The sequence below is a fragment of the Shewanella piezotolerans WP3 genome (assembly GCF_000014885.1).
GTDB lineage: Bacteria > Pseudomonadota > Gammaproteobacteria > Enterobacterales > Shewanellaceae > Shewanella > Shewanella piezotolerans.
Window position 1 is genome coordinate 3,019,622 of record NC_011566.1, and the last position, 18,285, is coordinate 3,037,906.

14 protein-coding genes are annotated in these 18,285 nt (G+C 42.6%); 3 read left to right on the forward strand and 11 right to left on the reverse strand.

What is annotated here, in order from left to right; translation table 11 throughout:
- Together hppD and SWP_RS12940 are read left to right on the forward strand one after the other, a co-directional pair.
- Positions 1–1,041 carry a 4-hydroxyphenylpyruvate dioxygenase gene (gene hppD / locus SWP_RS12935; protein ID WP_020912951.1) on the forward strand — a complete coding sequence of 347 codons (1,041 nt, stop codon included), beginning with the start codon at positions 1–3 and terminating at the stop codon, positions 1,039–1,041.
- Between the two features lie 185 nt (positions 1,042–1,226).
- Complete coding sequence (locus tag SWP_RS12940; protein ID WP_020912952.1) at positions 1,227–1,847, forward strand: LysE family translocator; 621 nt, start codon at positions 1,227–1,229, stop codon at positions 1,845–1,847.
- A 56-nt stretch (positions 1,848–1,903) separates the two neighbouring features.
- On the opposite strand, the gene SWP_RS12945 is transcribed toward SWP_RS12940, so the two are convergent.
- The gene (locus tag SWP_RS12945) at positions 1,904–3,115 is read right to left on the reverse strand and encodes a GNAT family N-acetyltransferase (RefSeq protein ID WP_020912953.1); all 1,212 of its coding nucleotides are present in this window, start codon (positions 3,113–3,115) and stop codon (positions 1,904–1,906) included.
- 180 nt (positions 3,116–3,295) lie between these two features.
- On the opposite strand from SWP_RS12945, the gene ggt reads away from it, so the two are divergent.
- On the forward strand, positions 3,296–5,047 hold the full coding sequence (ggt, locus tag SWP_RS12950) for a gamma-glutamyltransferase (protein WP_020912954.1): 1,752 nt from the start codon (positions 3,296–3,298) through the stop codon (positions 5,045–5,047).
- Positions 5,048–5,150: 103 nt separating this feature from the next.
- On the opposite strand, the gene SWP_RS12955 is transcribed toward ggt, so the two are convergent.
- The 10 genes from SWP_RS12955 to SWP_RS12995 all read right to left on the reverse strand — a co-directional run bounded on the left by SWP_RS12955 (position 5,151) and on the right by SWP_RS12995 (position 18,163).
- Positions 5,151–5,618 (reverse strand): DUF1801 domain-containing protein, encoded by a 468-nt coding sequence (locus tag SWP_RS12955; RefSeq protein WP_228371063.1) that lies wholly within the window; start codon positions 5,616–5,618, stop codon positions 5,151–5,153.
- A gap of 132 nt (positions 5,619–5,750) precedes the next feature.
- The gene (locus tag SWP_RS12960; protein WP_020912956.1) at positions 5,751–8,927 is read right to left on the reverse strand and encodes an NAD(P)-binding protein; all 3,177 of its coding nucleotides are present in this window, start codon (positions 8,925–8,927) and stop codon (positions 5,751–5,753) included.
- Positions 8,928–10,211: 1,284 nt separating this feature from the next.
- Entirely contained in the window at positions 10,212–11,429 is a 1,218-nt protein-coding gene (gene nqrF / locus SWP_RS12965) for an NADH:ubiquinone reductase (Na(+)-transporting) subunit F (RefSeq protein WP_044555908.1), read from the reverse strand.
- 53 nt (positions 11,430–11,482) lie between these two features.
- Entirely contained in the window at positions 11,483–12,091 is a 609-nt protein-coding gene (gene nqrE, locus SWP_RS12970) for an NADH:ubiquinone reductase (Na(+)-transporting) subunit E (RefSeq protein ID WP_020912964.1), read from the reverse strand.
- An 8-nt stretch (positions 12,092–12,099) separates the two neighbouring features.
- Positions 12,100–12,723 carry an NADH:ubiquinone reductase (Na(+)-transporting) subunit D gene (locus tag SWP_RS12975; RefSeq protein ID WP_020912965.1) on the reverse strand — a complete coding sequence of 208 codons (624 nt, stop codon included), beginning with the start codon at positions 12,721–12,723 and terminating at the stop codon, positions 12,100–12,102.
- The gene (locus tag SWP_RS12980) at positions 12,723–13,505 is read right to left on the reverse strand and encodes a Na(+)-translocating NADH-quinone reductase subunit C (protein ID WP_020912966.1); all 783 of its coding nucleotides are present in this window, start codon (positions 13,503–13,505) and stop codon (positions 12,723–12,725) included. Before SWP_RS12980 ends, SWP_RS12975 begins: the two co-directional genes overlap by 1 nt.
- On the reverse strand, positions 13,505–13,654 hold the full coding sequence (locus SWP_RS24190) for a hypothetical protein (protein ID WP_020912967.1): 150 nt from the start codon (positions 13,652–13,654) through the stop codon (positions 13,505–13,507). The genes SWP_RS12980 and SWP_RS24190 overlap by 1 nt, the downstream gene beginning before the upstream one ends.
- A complete protein-coding gene (locus SWP_RS12985) occupies positions 13,644–14,858 on the reverse strand; it encodes an NADH:ubiquinone reductase (Na(+)-transporting) subunit B (protein WP_020912968.1) in 1,215 nt (404 codons plus the stop codon). The genes SWP_RS24190 and SWP_RS12985 overlap by 11 nt, the downstream gene beginning before the upstream one ends.
- Positions 14,858–16,219 (reverse strand): Na(+)-translocating NADH-quinone reductase subunit A, encoded by a 1,362-nt coding sequence (locus SWP_RS12990; RefSeq protein ID WP_044555909.1) that lies wholly within the window; start codon positions 16,217–16,219, stop codon positions 14,858–14,860. Before SWP_RS12990 ends, SWP_RS12985 begins: the two co-directional genes overlap by 1 nt.
- Positions 16,220–16,741: 522 nt before the next feature.
- Positions 16,742–18,163 (reverse strand): serine hydrolase domain-containing protein, encoded by a 1,422-nt coding sequence (locus SWP_RS12995; RefSeq protein WP_020912970.1) that lies wholly within the window; start codon positions 18,161–18,163, stop codon positions 16,742–16,744.
- Between the last annotated feature and the right edge of the window lie 122 nt (positions 18,164–18,285).

Here is an 18,285-nt window from a genome sequence, read left to right on the forward strand (position 1 = left end):
ATGGCAAGCGAACAAAACCCACTTGGCTTACTCGGTATCGAATTTACTGAGTTCGCGACTCCTGAACAAGATTATATGCATCAGGTTTTTATTGATTTTGGCTTTTCTTTACTGAAAAAATCAAAATCTAAAGAGATCCTCTATTACAAGCAAAATGATATTAACTTCCTGCTTAATACAGAACGTAAAGGTTTTTCTGCAGAGTTTGCCAAAAGTCACGGTCCAGCGATTTGCTCAATGGGTTGGCGTGTAGAAGATGCACAGTTTGCCTTTGAAGGCGCGGTTGCTCGCGGTGCAAAGCCTGCAGATGAAGACGCAAAGGATATGCCATACCCAGCCATATACGGTATTGGTGACAGCCTTATCTATTTCATCGACACCTTCGGTGAGAATGACAATATTTATGCCACTGACTTTGAAGATTTAGACGAGCAAGTGATCACCCAAGAAAAAGGCTTTATTGAAGTTGATCACCTGACTAACAATGTTTACAAAGGCACCATGGAGCATTGGTCAAACTTTTATAAAGATATCTTTGGTTTCACTGAAGTTCGTTATTTTGACATTAAAGGTTCTCAAACAGCACTTGTATCATATGCTCTGCGCTCACCTGATGGAAGCTTCTGTATTCCAATCAATGAAGGTAAAGGTAATGACAAAAACCAAATTGATGAGTACTTACGTGAATATGACGGTCCAGGTGTACAACATTTAGCTTTCAGAAGCCGCGACATAGTCGGTTCTTTAGACGCTATGGAAGGCTCATCAATCCAAACACTCGATATTATTCCTGAGTACTACGACACTATTTTCGATAAGTTGCCGCAGGTGACTGAAGATCGTGAGCGTATCAAGCACCACCAGATCTTAGTCGATGGTGACGAAGACGGTTACCTGCTTCAGATCTTTACTAAGAATCTATTTGGCCCAATCTTTATTGAGATCATCCAACGTAAGAACAATCTTGGATTTGGTGAAGGTAACTTCAAAGCTTTGTTTGAATCTATTGAACGTGATCAGCAGCGTCGTGGTGTACTCTAAACAGTAGCTTTGTAAACAGCTTTTCTCGCTGAGTAAACCAGCTTAAGTCTATATAATGACGAAGCTGGTTTTTTTATACCTAGCGTTCACTAAATTTCGATTTGCAACTGCAGTTATCTTCTCTACAATGGCGCTCAGTCTCAAGACTGACCCTCAGTATTTTAACTTAAGAGATCTGCCACCTCATGCCCGATATTGCACTACTCGCCGTATTTCTACCGACCTTCTTTTTTGTGTCTATTACTCCAGGAATGTGCATGACGCTAGCGATGACGCTAGGAATGAGTATTGGCGTTCGTCGTACAATGTGGATGATGGCCGGTGAACTTGTCGGTGTTGCTCTGGTGGCTGTAGCGGCCGTTATGGGCGTTGCCAGTATAATGCTGAACTACCCTGAAGCCTTTGCAGTACTTAAATGGGCTGGTGGTGCTTACCTTGCCTATATTGGCATCAACATGTGGCGCTCAAAAGGTAAAATGGCATTGGTGGAGGGCCAAACTACGCCAACTGTCGGGAATTTAGAGTTAATGTCTCAAGGCTTTATGACCGCTATTGCCAACCCTAAAGGCTGGGCGTTTATGGTGTCTCTATTACCGCCATTTATAAACGTTGAACGGGAAGTAGCGCCGCAGTTATTGGCACTTTTATCCATCATTATGTTTACTGAATTTACCAGTATGATGGCTTATGCCACAGGGGGGAAAAGCTTGAGAGTTTTCCTAAGCCGCGGTGATAACATTAAATGGATGAACCGTATTGCGGGATCACTAATGATAGGCGTCGGTTTGTGGTTAGCACTAGGTTGAAAAAGCAAAGTGTTGTTTTTTCAACCTAACCTATACAGACAAACTGTGTTAACGGCTTAATCAGCCACTTTTCGATAAGGCAATTTACTAGTGAGCTGCTGCATGTAGGTTTTTATGTTGTCAGCCTCTTGAAAGGTAAAACTTTCAATAGCGCTACGAAATTCGGGATGCGTGATCTCATGAGTTGAGTAGGTGGCAATAGGTTCAAATCCTCGAGCAACTTTATGCTCTCCTTGCACGCCAGCATCAAACACTTGTAGTTTCTGAGTGATGCAATAATCAATGCCTTGATAGTAGCAAGCTTCAAAATGTAAGCCATTGATATCAACTAAACTCCCCCAGTAGCGACCGTAAAGATGAGTTTTAGACTTAAAATAAAGTGCAGATGCTATAACCTGCCCCAGCGTATCTCGCACCAATAGCAAAAGCACATTATCAGGCATAGTACTAGCAATTGACTCAAAAAAAGCAAGATTTAAGTATCCGGCATGCCCTGAGCGTTTTGCATAAGTTTGCCTATAACAAGCATAGAAACCGTGCCACATTGCTGCCGTCGTATCTCTTGCTTCAACAAACTCAAAACTCAGCTCGTGTGGCGCTAGTTTAGCGCGTTCTTTATTGATGTCTTTACGTTTACGCGAAGTCAATGACATTAGAAAACCATCAAAGTCGTTATAGTCTCTGTTATGCCAGTGAAACTGAGTACTAAGCCTTGTTAGACATGCATCGCCGCCTTCTACGGGTTGGGACATATTGTTAAGCTGAGATACAGGCAAGAACAAACAGTGCCAGCTAGAAAAACCATCTTCAATTAGCTGCGTCTGAAGAGCCTTATTTATCACCTCCCATACCAGCTTTTGCTCAAGAGTTTGCTCGATACCAATTCGCATGCCTGTCACTGGAGTAAAGGGGATAGCCGACACAAGTTTAGGGTAATAAGGTATTTGATGTCGTTCGTATGCTTCAGCCCAAGCCCAGTCAAAGATATATTCGCCATAAGAATGGTTCTTTATATATAGCGGCATTACAGCAACAATGTCGGTTAGTTGGTACACTACAAGATGCAATGGTTTCCAGCCTGTACGCAGGCAAACACAACCACTGCGCTCCAATGCAGCCAAATAAGCATGATTATTAAATGGGTTACTATCATCCATTAATCGGTCCCAAGTTTCAGGACTGATCGCATCAATACTCTCAACAAATTCAACCCTGAGTTGAAAGTCACTCTTTAGATCTGCGCTTTCTTTGGCTTGCTGTTTATCCAAACTCTTTTATCACTCCCGTTATGTTTAGGCTCTTTCAATCTAGCCACCAACATAGATGATTAATCTATCGCTATTGCATTTATATCCGATAAGCGGCACATTGCTAGTCTAATTTAAGAGTTGAATGGGGTTCCCCCCAAGAGAATCAACCTCTACAGACAAATAAACAAAGGATTGAAAATGCGCACGTTTAAGGCCTTAGCATTTGCCATCTCAATGGCAATCCCTCTCACGACTCTAACACTAACTGCCAGCGCTCCGCTATCGGCGAGTGCAGCCGAGACTTCAATATACAGCCACATGGCCACAGCGCACCCAGTCTGGGCCGAGCATGGCATGGTCGCAAGCCAAGAATCATTAGCAACTCAAGCTGGCGTAGAAATACTGAAACAAGGGGGTAATGCCGTCGATGCTGCCGTTGCAGTAGGTTTCAGTTTAGCGGTCACCTTACCAAGAGCTGGTAATATTGGCGGTGGTGGCTTTATGTTAGTGCATCTAGCAGAACACAATAAAACCATTGCGATAGATTACCGTGAAATGGCACCAGCAAATGCTCACAAAGATATATTTCTTGACGAGAAAGGTAACGCAGTAAATAAGCTCAGCCGTGAACATGGACTCGCCGTAGGCGTTCCTGGCACCGTCATGGGCATGGAGTTAGCGCTTAATAAATACGGCACGATGACAATGGCGCAGGTCACTAAAGCTGCCATCAATATGGCAAAAAACGGCATCGTCGTTACCCCAGATTTGTCTTCTTCACTATCTGGACTAAAAAGGCGAATTGCCCAGTGGCCAAGTTCAGCTGAAATTTTTTACAAAAAAGATAACTCTGACTACCAAAGTGGTGAAATCTTAAAACAACCAGAATTAGCGAATTCACTGTCGCTAATAGCAAAACAGGGGAGCAAAGGATTTTACCAAGGTGAAACAGCCGAAAAAATCGTCGCAGCAGTTAAAGCCGCTGGTGGCATAATGACGCTTGATGATTTAAAACAATATCAAGCTATTGAGAGAACGCCTGTGTCTGGGAGTTATCGCGGCTATCAAGTTGTCTCTATGCCACCACCATCATCAGGTGGTATCCATATTATTGAGATGCTCAACATGTTAGAGCAATACCCGATAGGCCAACTTGGCCATAATAGCGCCGCCACTTTACACCTGATGACGGAATCAATGAAACGTGCCTATGCGGATCGCAGTGAGTATTTGGGTGATCCTGACTTTATAAATGTGCCGGTGGATGCGTTGACCAATAAAGAGTACGCCAAAACACTCTCGAAAAAAATTGTCATGAATAGAGCCACGCCTAGCAGCGAAATAAAACCCGGTAATATCGCACCCTATGAAAGCAACCAAACAACCCATTACTCTGTAGTCGACAAATGGGGCAATGCGGTATCCAATACTTATACCCTCAACTTTAGCTATGGCTCAGGCTTAGTAGCCAAAGGCACTGGCATATTACTTAACAATGAGATGGATGACTTTTCAGCAAAACCTGGTGTGCCCAACGGCTTTGGCTTAATCGGTGGCGTGGCCAATGCTGTAGAGGGCAAGAAACGACCACTAAGTTCCATGAGCCCGACTATCGTCATGAAAGACGGTAAACCGTATATCGTTACTGGCAGCCCTGGCGGTTCACGCATTATCACCACTACGTTGCAAGTAATTATGAACGTCATCGACCATGACTTTAACATTGCCGAAGCGACCAATGCAGCTCGAATTCACCATCAATGGTTACCTGATACCTTACGGGTGGAGCATACGTTGAACCTCGATACTCGTCAGCTGTTGGAAGAAAAAGGCCATAAGATAAAGGTCAATAACTCTATGGGTTCGACACAATCAATCATGGTGACTGAGCAAGGCATTTTCGGTGCATCAGATCCACGTCGAGCAGGCAGTGCTACCATAGGTTACTAGATAAACGGTTAGCAGTAATTATCAGGTAAATCTTTATCAAAAATGCGCTTTCATTATTAATGAAAGTGCATTTTTTAAAGGTAGAAAACCTTACCAATCAAGTTCATTTTGGGTAGCGCTCTTTCATTTTGACAATTGAGTCGGTGATTAATTCAGTCAACACCGCTAAATCTACCTCACTTAACCGCTTTATATACAAACATGACTTACCCGTTTTATGTTTACCAAGCTTAGGTAAAATGTCTTGGTAATCACCAAAACCATTCATGAAATACAACGTGATATCATTTTTTCTTGCTGCAAAGCCAGTTAACGGCCAATCTCCTTCACGACCAGATGCATAGCGGTAGTGATATTGGCCAAAGCCAATTATGCTGCCCCACATGACAGCTGGTTGCTTGGTTAAAGTGGAATACAATTTGTGCAGTGTTTGGCAGTCCTCAAGCTTTTGACCTTCAAGTTTCTGTTTTAAAAATAGACAAGCATCCACACTGTTAGGCTGTGTCTTTAAAGACTTACTTTTTACAGGTTGATCCTTTCTTTTGGCAGTATTAACGCTTTCAGCCATCATTACCCTCACTCTGTTTATAACCATAGCAATGCCAATATCTTTAATTAGTGTAGCTGCAACCATTAACAGTGTAATAAAAAGGGCAAAGCTTGCGCCCTGCCCGTTATATGAAATGACTCTAGCAATAACAGGTTAAAAGTCTTTTTCACCCTTGATTACTTCAGGGTAGCCACATATCGATCGAGATGTTTGCATCCCAGCCATGGTTGCCGCTTCAACGCAGCTGGCATTAATTCCGGTTTTAATCCAGTCACCAGTCACAAACAGGTTATCAATACCGGTACCGTCAGTATCGACTCGGTATTGAGTACTGCCCTTTACTGACATCACATAACGCTCAGAAGGATCAACATTAGCGCGCCAGTATTGACTGTCAAATCTAGCGACTCCGGTCGCATCGCTTTCATCATGGAGCCACTGCCAAGGGAATCCGCCTGTTATCGCTGCTGATTGACTGCCAGGAGTCGGCACATTATCCCAAAGCTTATAGATTTGGTTATCTAACTGACCAATAGCGCCAGCCTTTGCTTCTAATGTCTTTTGAGCTTGGAAACCTATTTCAGTGGCTGGCGGATAATGCTCTACAGGCAATGCAGAGCAAAAATAACTGGCATTTTTCGGTTGTTGCCCGTGCCAATCCTCTTTGTCAATCAAGTGAGTTAGCGATGCCCAAGTATCAAACGGCTCAGTAAAGCCTGAAAGCACTGGCTCTTCGCCATTATCAGGCCGCAAAAGCCAGCCCATACCAGCCAAATCTTGATCGAGCCACAGTTGATACGCCTGCGTGGCAACCGTTTTAACTTTCTCAACACTTTTGCTTAAGGCTTCACTTTGCTCCATGACCTCTTTAGCAACATGTGGAACGGAGCCAATTGACAAACCAAATATCACCTTGTCAAAGTCTTTACCTTTTATTAGCCGCTTTTTAGGTAGAGGACGCCCATAATGGGCCTGGTAAACCTCTTGCCAATTACTCCAAAAATGTTCCAAATTAACATCATGTTGCTTAATCAATTGCGCTTGAGTTTCATCGAGTTCCTCGAGCTTAGGTTGGCTTGGCCAGCAATCAAGGCCTTTAACATCGACAAGTGGAGAATATGATTCAACACCCTGTTTTAATGCCACTTGCTCGGTGATCTCTATCGCCTGAATACTGTGGTTAACACACTCTAAATTGTCGACTTTATTAAAGAAGTGAAAATTAACCCCACGGCGGTTAAGCACTTCATAGTAAGGCGTAAAAACGGTATCCCCCATGCCGGCCTGCATCTCCCACATGACCCCGCCTTGATAACACAATGCAATACGCATCATAGAGCGGATAATGGTTCCTGCTTCCAAGTTAGGATTATCAAAATTGCCTTTTTCATATGCAAATACTAAATCGTAAAAACCACGAACTGGCGCAGAATCAACAGTAAAGGTTTGATTTGCACCGTGCTTAGTTAACCATTCTCGGTAATCATAATCGTTAATAACATCAAAACCATGCTTAAATACATCATCAACGAACATGCCTTTTAAGATAGTTAAACCCAGATCGGCAGCAATATATAATCTACGCAGTTCATCATTAGTCTCTAACTTATCAACAAAACGTTCTTCTAAGCGTGACCTAAATGCATCGACTGCAGACTCAACAAAACCACCCTCATCTTCAGTATCATGATGATGCTCTTCGCAATCACGCCCAATCATTTGATTAAAGTGACATTCAAGCTTATCAGCCAGTGAAGACATGCTCTCTTTAGCGTCATCTATCGAGTCTTCAATTTTGTCATTCAACTCTTCAAACCATTCGCGGCTAAACCAGTGAACAGGTCTGGCTGATTCTTGTGTCTTAGCGGTGTTTTCATCTTCCAAAGCATCAAGCAAGTCATCCATCTCAGTTAGCCAATGACGGATCCAGCTAAAGGCTGCCTTGACGACTTTCCAAAGTGTTAATACTTCAGTGCTATCTCCTGGGATCCCGCTGCGCTCTGGAAATTGAATCGGCCAACTGTCTGAATCACCACCAACATCCTCTTGTAATACGATAAAATTGTGTGGTTTAAAGGCATCTAAGAAAGTGGCTAACGGCGTACCAGCGGGCCTATCAAGTTCTTCATAAGCTTTACGCATTAAATTGAAGGCATTTTGATAAAAACCGAACCAAATATGTAGGCCATGCTCCTCAATACGTTGACCTTTTTCAGCATTGCGCCCACTTGCACCTTTACCGCCAATACGCCAACCCATTTGATAAACATCAATCTCATAGCGATTCTGCCAACCCGGCTGTTCGGTTAAACATGCTGCCGCAGTCATCGCAGCTACGCCGCCACCCAAAATAGCAATTTTTTCTTTCTTTATGGTTGAGTTATCAACTAATACGTCGCCTTGGGGGACTTCAAAATCAAAGTTAACGTGATAAGGCAGTAATACGCTTTGTTCACCCAACTCAACGCCTAACGACTCTTTAAATGAGAAGGACGCATTATCAAACACAGTAGCAAGAAGGTCATTTTCTAATAATGATATAGAATGGACTTTGTTTACTTTAGCAGGGGCGGAGGTAATCGCTTGATAAACAGCTTTATCGCCTGCGCTATCAGGCAGTTGTTTTAAAAATATCTGGTCAATCGCAGGCTTAAATAACAAGCTAAACAACTGTTGCTCGCCTAACTTATCGAGCTCAGGTATAAAGTCAGTCTGCGCTTTAAATAGATCCCAAGTCTGTGTAATTGCTTCTAATGTTGATAACTGATGCTCCTCTGCGGCTTCGCAGTCCACACTCAATAACGGATGCATAGCCAATTCACTATCTTTTGAGAAATGCTTAAAACTCTTGGCTGAAAGGCTCAACTTAGTCAGTGGTTCTCCCACTTCAGGCATCTCATATTCACACATGTACTTAGGGTAACCAAACAACTCGCGTCCATTAATGAGTGCCATCGCATCATTAACAAAAATATGCAGCGGATGAAAATAGACATGACTGATATCATCACTATCACTGCTATTTTGTCGACCCACCATCACCCAAGTAACAATATCTGTCTCCTGGATCCAGCCTTTGTCCCTATCTTCAGGGTATTCAGAATAAGCTTTATCCACTCGAGTAAAACTGGTTAACACATAAGGCGATAGTACTTTAAAGTACATCGCACTACCTGCCACTTGATTAAGACACTTATCAATTGATCGCTGCAGGTTCGCCATTTTTCCTTTCATAAAAAAGCCGTACATATCTGCTTTGCTTAAAATGAGTGGCGAGTGCATTAACATTGAGCCTGGGGGATAAATAAAATTAGGGCGTTGAGCGTCCATTGCCTAGATCCTTGCTGGTAAAGAGTAGTGATTTCGCCCGTACTTTTCTGCGGGGCTTTTTAGAAAACAAACTTCTCAGTAAGCTAATTTATTTACCATAAAATAACAACGTTGAATGCTTATAAATATTCCCTTAACGCAATGAACATGAGTTAAAAATGCAGCTCAATGGCTGCACTTTTTATCGTTCAAGTTTCAAAACTCGTCACCGAAATCATCAAGCAGAATGTTTTCAGGCTCAACATCTAAGCTTTCTAGCAAGTTAATCACTGAAGAGGTCATAGTAATGGATGGGCTGTATTACGCTGCGCTCTTTTTTAGAACCTGATTATAGACACACACTTTGTTCTCAAAATTTAGATACAAAAAACGCAGCTAATATAGCTGCGGTTTTATCATTAAAGCTTCGAAACTAGTCACCGAAATCATCAAGTAGAATGTTTTCAGGCTCAACACCTAAGCTTTCTAGTAAGTTAACCACTGAAGAGGTCATAGTAATGGATGGGCTGTATTACGCAGCGCTCTTTTTTAGAACCTGATTATAGACACACACTTTGTGCTCAAACTTTAGATACAAAAAACGCAGCTAATATAGCTGCATTTTTATCATTAAAGCTTCGAAACTAGTCACCGAAATCATCAAGCAGAATGTTTTCAGGCTCAACACCTAAGCTTTCTAGCAAATTAATCACTGAAGAGTTCATCATTATTGTAGGGGCACACATGTTTGCTTACGCAGCGCTCCTTTTTTAGAACCTGATTATAGACACACACTTTGTGCTCAAACTTTAGATACAAAAAACGCAGCTAATATAGCTGCGGTTTTATCATTAAAGCTTCGAAACTAGTCGCCGAAATCATCAAGCAGAATGTTTTCAGGCTCAACACCTAAACTTTCTAGCAAGTTAATCACTAACGAGTTCATCATTATTGTAGGGCCACACATGTTTGATTACGCAGCGCTTCTTTTTTCGAGCCTCATTATAGACACACACTTTGTGCTCAAACTTTAGATACATAAAACGCAGCTACTATAGCTGCGGTTTTATCATTAAAGCTTCGAAACTAGTCACCGAAATCATCAAGCAGAATGTTTTCAGGCTCAACACCTAAGCTTTCTAGCAAGTTCATAACTGACGAGTTCATCATTATTGTAGGGCCACACATGTTTGCTTGCGCAGCGCTTCTTTTTTCGAGCCTGATTATAGACACACTTTGTGCTCAAACTTTAGATACAAAAACCGCAGCTACTATAGCTGCGGTTTTATCATTAAAGCTTCGAAACTAGTCACCGAAATCATCAAGCAGAATGTTTTCAGGCTCAACACCTAAGCTTTCTAGCAAGTTAATCACTGACGAGTTCATGATAGGAGGGCCACACATGTAGAACTCACAATCTTCCGGCGCTTTATGGTCACGCAAGTAATTTTCAAACAGTACGTTATGAATAAAGCCAGTGTATCCCGTCCAGTTATCTTCAGGTAACGGATCCGATAGCGCAACATGCCAGACGAAATTTTCGTTCTCAGCAGCTAACATGTCGAAATCTTCTTGATAGAACACTTCACGTGTTGAGCGTGCACCGTACCAAAAACTCATCTTACGTTGAGTCTTTTTGCTCTTTAGCTGATCGAAGATATGTGAACGCATCGGTGCCATACCCGCGCCACCGCCAACAAAGATCATCTCGGCATCAGTTTCTTTAACGAAAAATTCGCCAAATGGACCTGAGATAGTCACTTTATCACCGGCCTTAAGGTTAAAGATGTACGATGACATTTTGCCAGGCGCCACTTTATCATTAGGTGGCGTCGCAATACGCACGTTAAGCATGATACGCCCCTTTTCATCAGGGTAGTTCGCCATCGAGTATGCACGTAAAACGTCCTCGTCAACTTTTGAGACGAGCTTAAACAGGTCATACTTTTCCCAATCATCACGATATTCAGCGGGGATATCGAAATCTGCGTAATTGACTGTATGTGCAGGTGCTTCAATTTGAATATAACCACCCGCTTTGAAAAGAACATCTTCGCCTTCTGGTAGTTTCAGCAATAATTCTTTAATGAAAGTCGCAGTGTTATTGTTAGAGATCACTTCACATTGCCACTTCTTAACGCCAAAGATCTCCTCTTCTACCTCAAGCTCCATATCCGTTTTAACTGAGACCTGACAGGCTAAACGACACCCCTCCTTTGCCTCTTTCTTACTGATATGGTCACGTTCTGTCGGCAAAATATCACCACCGCCCGATTTTACCGTTACTCGGCATTGACCACATGTGCCACCACCGCCACAAGCTGATGGGATAAAGATATTTTTTCCCGCCAATGCGCCAAGCAGTTTATCGCCCGCCGCTGTTGAAATACTTTTTTCAGCGTCATCATTTATACGGATATTCACATCACCCGTAGAGACCAATTTACTTTTGGCGAATAAAATCACCATGACCAACATGCTTACCACTACGGTGAACATCCCGATACCAATTGCCATTTCCATCGAATTTACCTTTTGTTTAATTCGTTTTCATTAAGCTGTTTAACTAAACAGGCTTAAATAGAAATACCAGAGAAAGCCATAAAGCCTAGTGCCATCAAACCGGTGGTAATAAACACAATACCTATGCCTTGTAGGCCTTCAGGTATTGCATGGAATTTCATCCGTTCACGTAATCCAGCGAGCATTACAATCGCCATTGCCCAGCCAAAGCCTGAACCGGCGGCGAATACCACTGACTCACCCAGTGAGTAGTCACGGTTTGCCATAAAGATAACACCGGCAAAAATCGCACAGTTTACCGTTAACAAAGGCAAGAAAATACCAAGAGAGTCATACAATGCTGGAATGTACTTATCTAAAAACATCTCTAAGATCTGTACCAAGGCAGCAATCACGCCAATAAAAGTGATTAACTGTAAATAGCTTAAATCTAAAGCAGGGTAACCAGCCCAAGCTAACGCTCCAGGTGCTAAGACATTGGCGTAAATGATTTGGTTAAGTGGCACAGCTAACGTCATCACTACGATAACGGCAATCCCCAATCCGAAAGAGGTCGACACTTTCTTAGACACGGCTAAAAAAGTACACATTCCCATGAAGAATGACAGTGCCATGTTGTCGATAAACGCAGCCTGAATAAACAGGTTTATATAATGTTCCATATCGCCTACTACCCTCGCTTACGCTGAATGACGTTAATTGACCAGATCATCAAACCAATTAAGAAGAACGCACTTGGTGGTAGCTTGAACATCTCATTAGCCAAATACCAACCGCCGTTTTCAACGGTTTTCAAAACTTCATGGCCAAACAAGGTGCCGCTACCTAGTAGTTCACGAACAAACGCCACACCTAATAAGATCACGCCGTATCCCATTGCATTACCAACAGCATCAACCACTGCAAGGTGTGGAGGATTCTTCATAGCAAATGCTTCAGCACGCCCCATGATGATACAGTTGGTGATAATCAAACCAACGAATACTGACAGCTGACGGGATAACTCATATGCTACATCTTGCAATACCATGTCAACGATTATCACTAATGACGCTATGACAGTCATTTGCGCAATAATGCGAACGCTATTTGGAATAAGCGAGCGAATTGTCGAGATAATTAAGTTTGAAAATACCAGTACAAATGTCACCGCTAATGTCATCACTAATGCGGTTTGCATTGAGTTACTGACAGCCAGCGCCGAACAGACCCCAAGTACTTGCATCGCCACTGGGTTATTGCTAAAAATAGGACTGGTTAAAATGTCACGAGTTGATGCTGTTTGAGTACTCATCACTTAGCCTCCGACGCTTTTAGCTTATTTAGGAATGTTTCAAATCCTTCAGCGCCAAACCAAAATTGCACTGCTCGTTGGACACCGCGGCCTGTCATGGTTGCACCACTGACGGCATCAACACCATGAACATCTCCAGCCTTAGCGCCGCCTTTAACGACTTTAAAAGAGACTTTACCTTTTTCATTGAATAGCTGTTTACCGTGCCATTTGTCGGTCCACTCGGAGTCATTAAGGAAATCACCAATGCCTGGTGTTTCACCATGTTCATAGAAAACGACATTTTCAATGGTGTTAAAGTCTGGTTGTAATGCAATATAACCATAAACCATAGACCACAAGCCTTTACCGTAAATCGGCATTACGACAGCCTCTAGCTGGTTATTAGCGTCAAAGACCTTAAATACGCGCACTTGGTTAGCACGGGTTTTGATTTTGGCTTTATCTTGCTTTTTCTCAAGCTTAACTGACGTTTCTGGGTTAATTGCCGCCATTTTGTCATCAAAATCAAGCACGTTTATTTCTGAACCAGTAGCAATATCACCCGTTTCAAGGGTTATCAATAAAGGCTTAACACCCTTGTCGAATATCGCTCTAAAGTCTTTATCAGCAATGTCGACATCTGCTGCTATTAATACGTTGCGCTTGAGTTCGTCGCGTTTTTTGACCAACTTGCGCTCTTTCAATAGCTCTGCTGTTCCGGTGATCATAAATGAACACAATAGGCAGAGGGTCACGGTGAAAATCATCGTGCCCAAAAATGAATCTTTCTTAAATGCCATTACGCTTTATTCCCCGTATTGACCTGCTTTGCACTTTTAGGCATGCGATAGAGTAAGTATTCAAATATCGCTTCCCAGAGTTTGGCTAATAACATCGCTGGCATCGCCACAGCAATAGCATTAGTTTTTTGATGAGCTTTAAAGACCATTACGTTTCAGTCTCCGTTTAATATTGGCTTTCGCGACGAGGTAATCAAAAATTGGCGCCCATAGGTTAGCGAACAGAATCGCTAGCATGATGCCTTCTGGCATCTTTGGATTAACGACTCGAATAAGCACAGTCATAAAACCGATTAACAGTCCATAGGCCACCTTGCCTTTACGGGTATAAGATGTGGTGACAGGATCTGTCGCCATGAACATCAATGCAATTGCAAAGCCACCTGTCACAAGGTGCCAAGTCCATGGCATTGCGAATAGTTCATTTTTAGATGATCCAATAAGGTTAAATAGTGTAGCTGTCGCTATCATCCCTGCGAGTACACCCGCAACGATCCGCCAGTCAGCAAGACGAGTAAGGATTAGAAACCCACCACCGATGAGTAATGCCAGAGTGCTAGTTTCGCCAATAGCCCCAACCGTAAAACCAAAGAATGCATTCCACCAGTTAGGATCAGTAAACGCTTCGTACCATGCATAATCGGCAAAGCTCATCTTGCCTGCTGCAGTTTGCATTAACGTTGTTGCACCAGAGAAACCATCTACAGCAACGAGTTGAGTAACAGCGGTAACCTGTGATGGATAGGCAAAATAGATAAACGCCAGACCCGCTAAAGCGGGATTAAGGAAGTTATAACCCATGCCACCGAACACCTCCTTTGCCATTATAACGCCGAAGGTTATCCCCATTGCCACTAGCCATAGCGGAGTAGAAACAGGCAAGATCAAGGTAAATAGCAAAGCAGTAACAAAGAAGCCTTCGTGTAGTTCTTGGCCGCGCACCTTAGCAAATACCATTTCCCAAAACAGACTCACTAACAGCGCTGTAATGTAGATAGGTGCATACAAGCTTAAGCCGTAAATAACTAAACCAATAAAGCCTGTTTGCTCAGTCATGCCACCAAAAATGGCATTAAAAGGAATAAGCTGCCACACGCTTGAAGCTTCTAAACCTGATGCAACTGCAATCTGTGCTTGTAGGCCGATGTTGTAGATACCAAACAAGATGGCTGGCAATAAGCACAATCCCACAATTGTCATGGTTCTTTTCACATCAATGGCATCTCGAACATGTACTTTACCTTTAGTACTTCGGCCATGAGCCACAAGTAAAGAGTGCAAATAACCCTTTACTGAGTTGCCCGGTGCGTAATAATCCTCTTGGATATCGGGCTTTTTATCTTGTTGACTCATCAACCTTCCCTCTCAATAATTTCTAAACAAGCACGCAGTTCTTTACCAAAATCGTACTTGCCAGGACACACAAAGGTACATAATGCTAAATCTTCTTCATCAAGTTCCAATGCACCTAAAGCTTGCGCTTCATCAGTATCTCTAACAACGAGATCGCGTACTAACAGCGTTGGCAAAACATCAAGAGGCATCACTCGATCTAATTGACCAAAGGCCATCATTGCGCGAGCCGAGCCACCAGTATGGGTGGTTAAGTTAAATAGTTTCTTAGCGCCTTTAAGACGTGAGGTAACTGCACGAGTGATTGAGAATTTTTCAGAACCACCTCTTACCCATGGCAATAATTGGTGTTGTGAATCTTCTTGAAGCACACTGACTTGATTATGAAAACGCCCGAGGAAATCGTGGACACCAAAAGCAGTATGGCCCGATAAAACAGAACCTGAAACCACACGAGAGTTCCCCTCTTGTAGTTCACCAGCAACCACTTCTGATAAACAAGCGCCTATTTGAACACGAACTAATCGCGGCTTAATAACATCAGGTCCTGCAAGAGCAACAACACGGTCAGTGTAGATCTCACCGGTTAAAAAGAGTTTGCCGTATGCAATCACATCTTGATAACCCAAATGCCAAACTGGACGCTCAAGACTTGCAGGCAGCACAAAATGAATATGAGTGCCAACTAAACCTGCTGGATGTACGCCTTCAAAGTAGTGATTGCTGACATGAGGCAATTCGCTGCCAGGTAACTTCTCGCCTGGCGCTTGACTCAAATGAACTTTGCCGTCAGTAAGCTGACCTAAAACAGCAAGCCCTGCTGCAAATGCATCGGCTTGCTCTGCAATAACAATCAGCGGGTTAGCCGCCAATGGGTTACTGTCCATCGCGCTAACAAAAATACCTGCTGGAGTGGTGTCTAAATGGGGAACACGAGAAAAAGGACGAGTACGTAATGCCGTCCACAAACCGCTATCGACTAGCTTAGCTTGCACTTGGCTGCGATTTAGCGCTTGGATATCTTCATCAATACCAAAATGAATTGAGTCGCCTTGGCTGCATTCAATGACGATAGACTGAAAAAGCCTACGCTCGCCACGGTTGATAGCAATGATTTTGCCGCTAGCCGGTGCAGTATACTTAACGCCAATATTCTTTTTATCTTCAAAAAGAACTTGACCCTTTTGCACCTGATCGCCGATTTCTACTAACATCGTTGGTTTTAAACCAACATATTCCTCTCCCAAAAGTGCGACATGGGAGCAAGGTTTGCTAGCGTCAACAACCTGCTTAGGCTCGCCAGCGATTGGCACGTCGAGACCTTTTTTCACTGTTATAACTGGGTTTGAATAACCTGTCATCACAAACATCAACCGTTAAATAATTGGATGACTAATAGTAGTTGTTTGTTAACTAATATTCCACGTTTGACATCACACTTCCCTGCTGATTTTGTAACTTACATACAAAAACGCGCTTACCTAAGCAGCTAGAAGGCAATTGTTTCAAATCTCGATAACTCAAACGACTATTAATGTAATTTTACAACGAAAAAGAAGAGGGTTTTCAAAGATCAAATACTGGCTCTGACTAGCAAAAATGGTAAAAAACTTGAAGTGCAGTATGACCTCTAACGCTAACTCGCTTTCACAGCCCGGCGCAGTACTAACTGCCACCATAATAAGCATAACCAGTGCATATCACTATAAGGCTGAACAAGGTGCATTTCGCAACATCTAACAAAGCTACATCGATTTGACCGTTTAGCTATCAGTAACACTTAACAACTTTATGACAATAAAGCCTTAGCATTACAGCACCTATACCAATTAAAGGTTTGCGTTTTTCTAGAATACAAACCAGGACAACTTTAGCAATCGAGTCTACAACTGTTTGACGTTCTGTTTGGCTGCAATTTGACTCACTAAAGAGGTAACAAGCTGCATCACTTCTTCTGAATTACGTTGCCCACCTGATAAATAGTTTGGGTTTGCGGTGGTTACAATTGAAGTACTTAGTTGTGGTACATTTACGATATATTGTCCGCCAAAACCCGCGGCTTTATAAGCATCAAAGCCTGCAATTTTAAACCCCTGCCACAAATATCCGTAGTGATCGCCACCTGCTATCCTCTCCGTTGGAAAATCCCCCTCTAATGAGCGTGCTATCCATTGTTCACTGACAATCCGCTGCTGTCGATACATCCCCTTATTTAAATAAAGACGTCCTATCTGCAGCATTTCCCGCGGCGTTAAAAACATGTCGGAGCCGCCCATATAGATCCCTTTTTGTGATTTATACCAAACAACGCCAGTAATGTTTAACGGATGAAAGAGATACAAATTGGCAAAAGTTAATGTATCCATGCCCGTTGCTTTAGTTAGCACTGCAGATAGCAAGTGGGTTTGCACTGTACCCTTGCTATAGAGTTCTCCTGGTTTACCACTCATTTTGAGTTCAGATATCGCACGCACCCAATCAGTAGAGTCCCAAATAGGGTGCTGACCAAATTGAAAATCGGGCTGCTCATTGAATTCTAGTCCTGCTCTCATATTGAGCAGATCACGTACAGTGATCTGCTCTTTTAATTTGTTCTCACGAAACTCTTTATGGCTTGGCAAGTATTGAGCAATCCTTTCATCAAGATCCACGATAAATTTCTTTTCTATTGCGATGCCAACAAGAATGGATAATAAGCTTTTGTTAACCGACTTTATATTGGCCGTTGTATTTTTATCTAACTGATTAAAATATTGTTCGGTCAGCAGCTGACCGCCACTATAGACCAGTATCGAATTCAATTGGGGGAAGTGCTTAGCTCTGGCTATTAACGCAGCAAAGTCGGAAGAGTTACTTGTTGCTATGCTATCAAAGTCTTTCGCTAATTCTAGATTAGACAATTTTGAGTTATAGTTCGATGCTGAAGCTCGCGGCGCCTCAGCTATAGCATTTAACCTAATAGGAATCGGCTCTCCCTGCCACACAAACTGGCCTTCAATGGCTTGACCATCATCAAGCAGTTGACCGCTCAGCGACGCATCTATTGTAGGCATATCGATAAAGATCTGATCAGTATCAAATGTAATTGAAGCTGGGATCCTCATCCAACCACTGTCAGGTACATCAAGGTGCGCAGTTAAAAGCAGCTGTTTATTTCGCTTAATGGTAACAACGAGCCGTTGTTCCTCTCCATGTTCAACTATCGCGCCTTGCCAAATACCTTCTGCAAGAATGTTGGCATGTCCATTAAAACTAAATAACAGAAACGACAAAAAAGCCAAAATATATTGACGATAGTTGCTCATTATAAAATCCCTTTACTTGAGTCAAAGTTATATTGTTATTGAGTCATTGTTACTTTTTCTTTGGTCAGCAGGAAATGCAATTAGCGTTAAAACCACTGACTGCTGTTGCAGCAAGCAAAAAC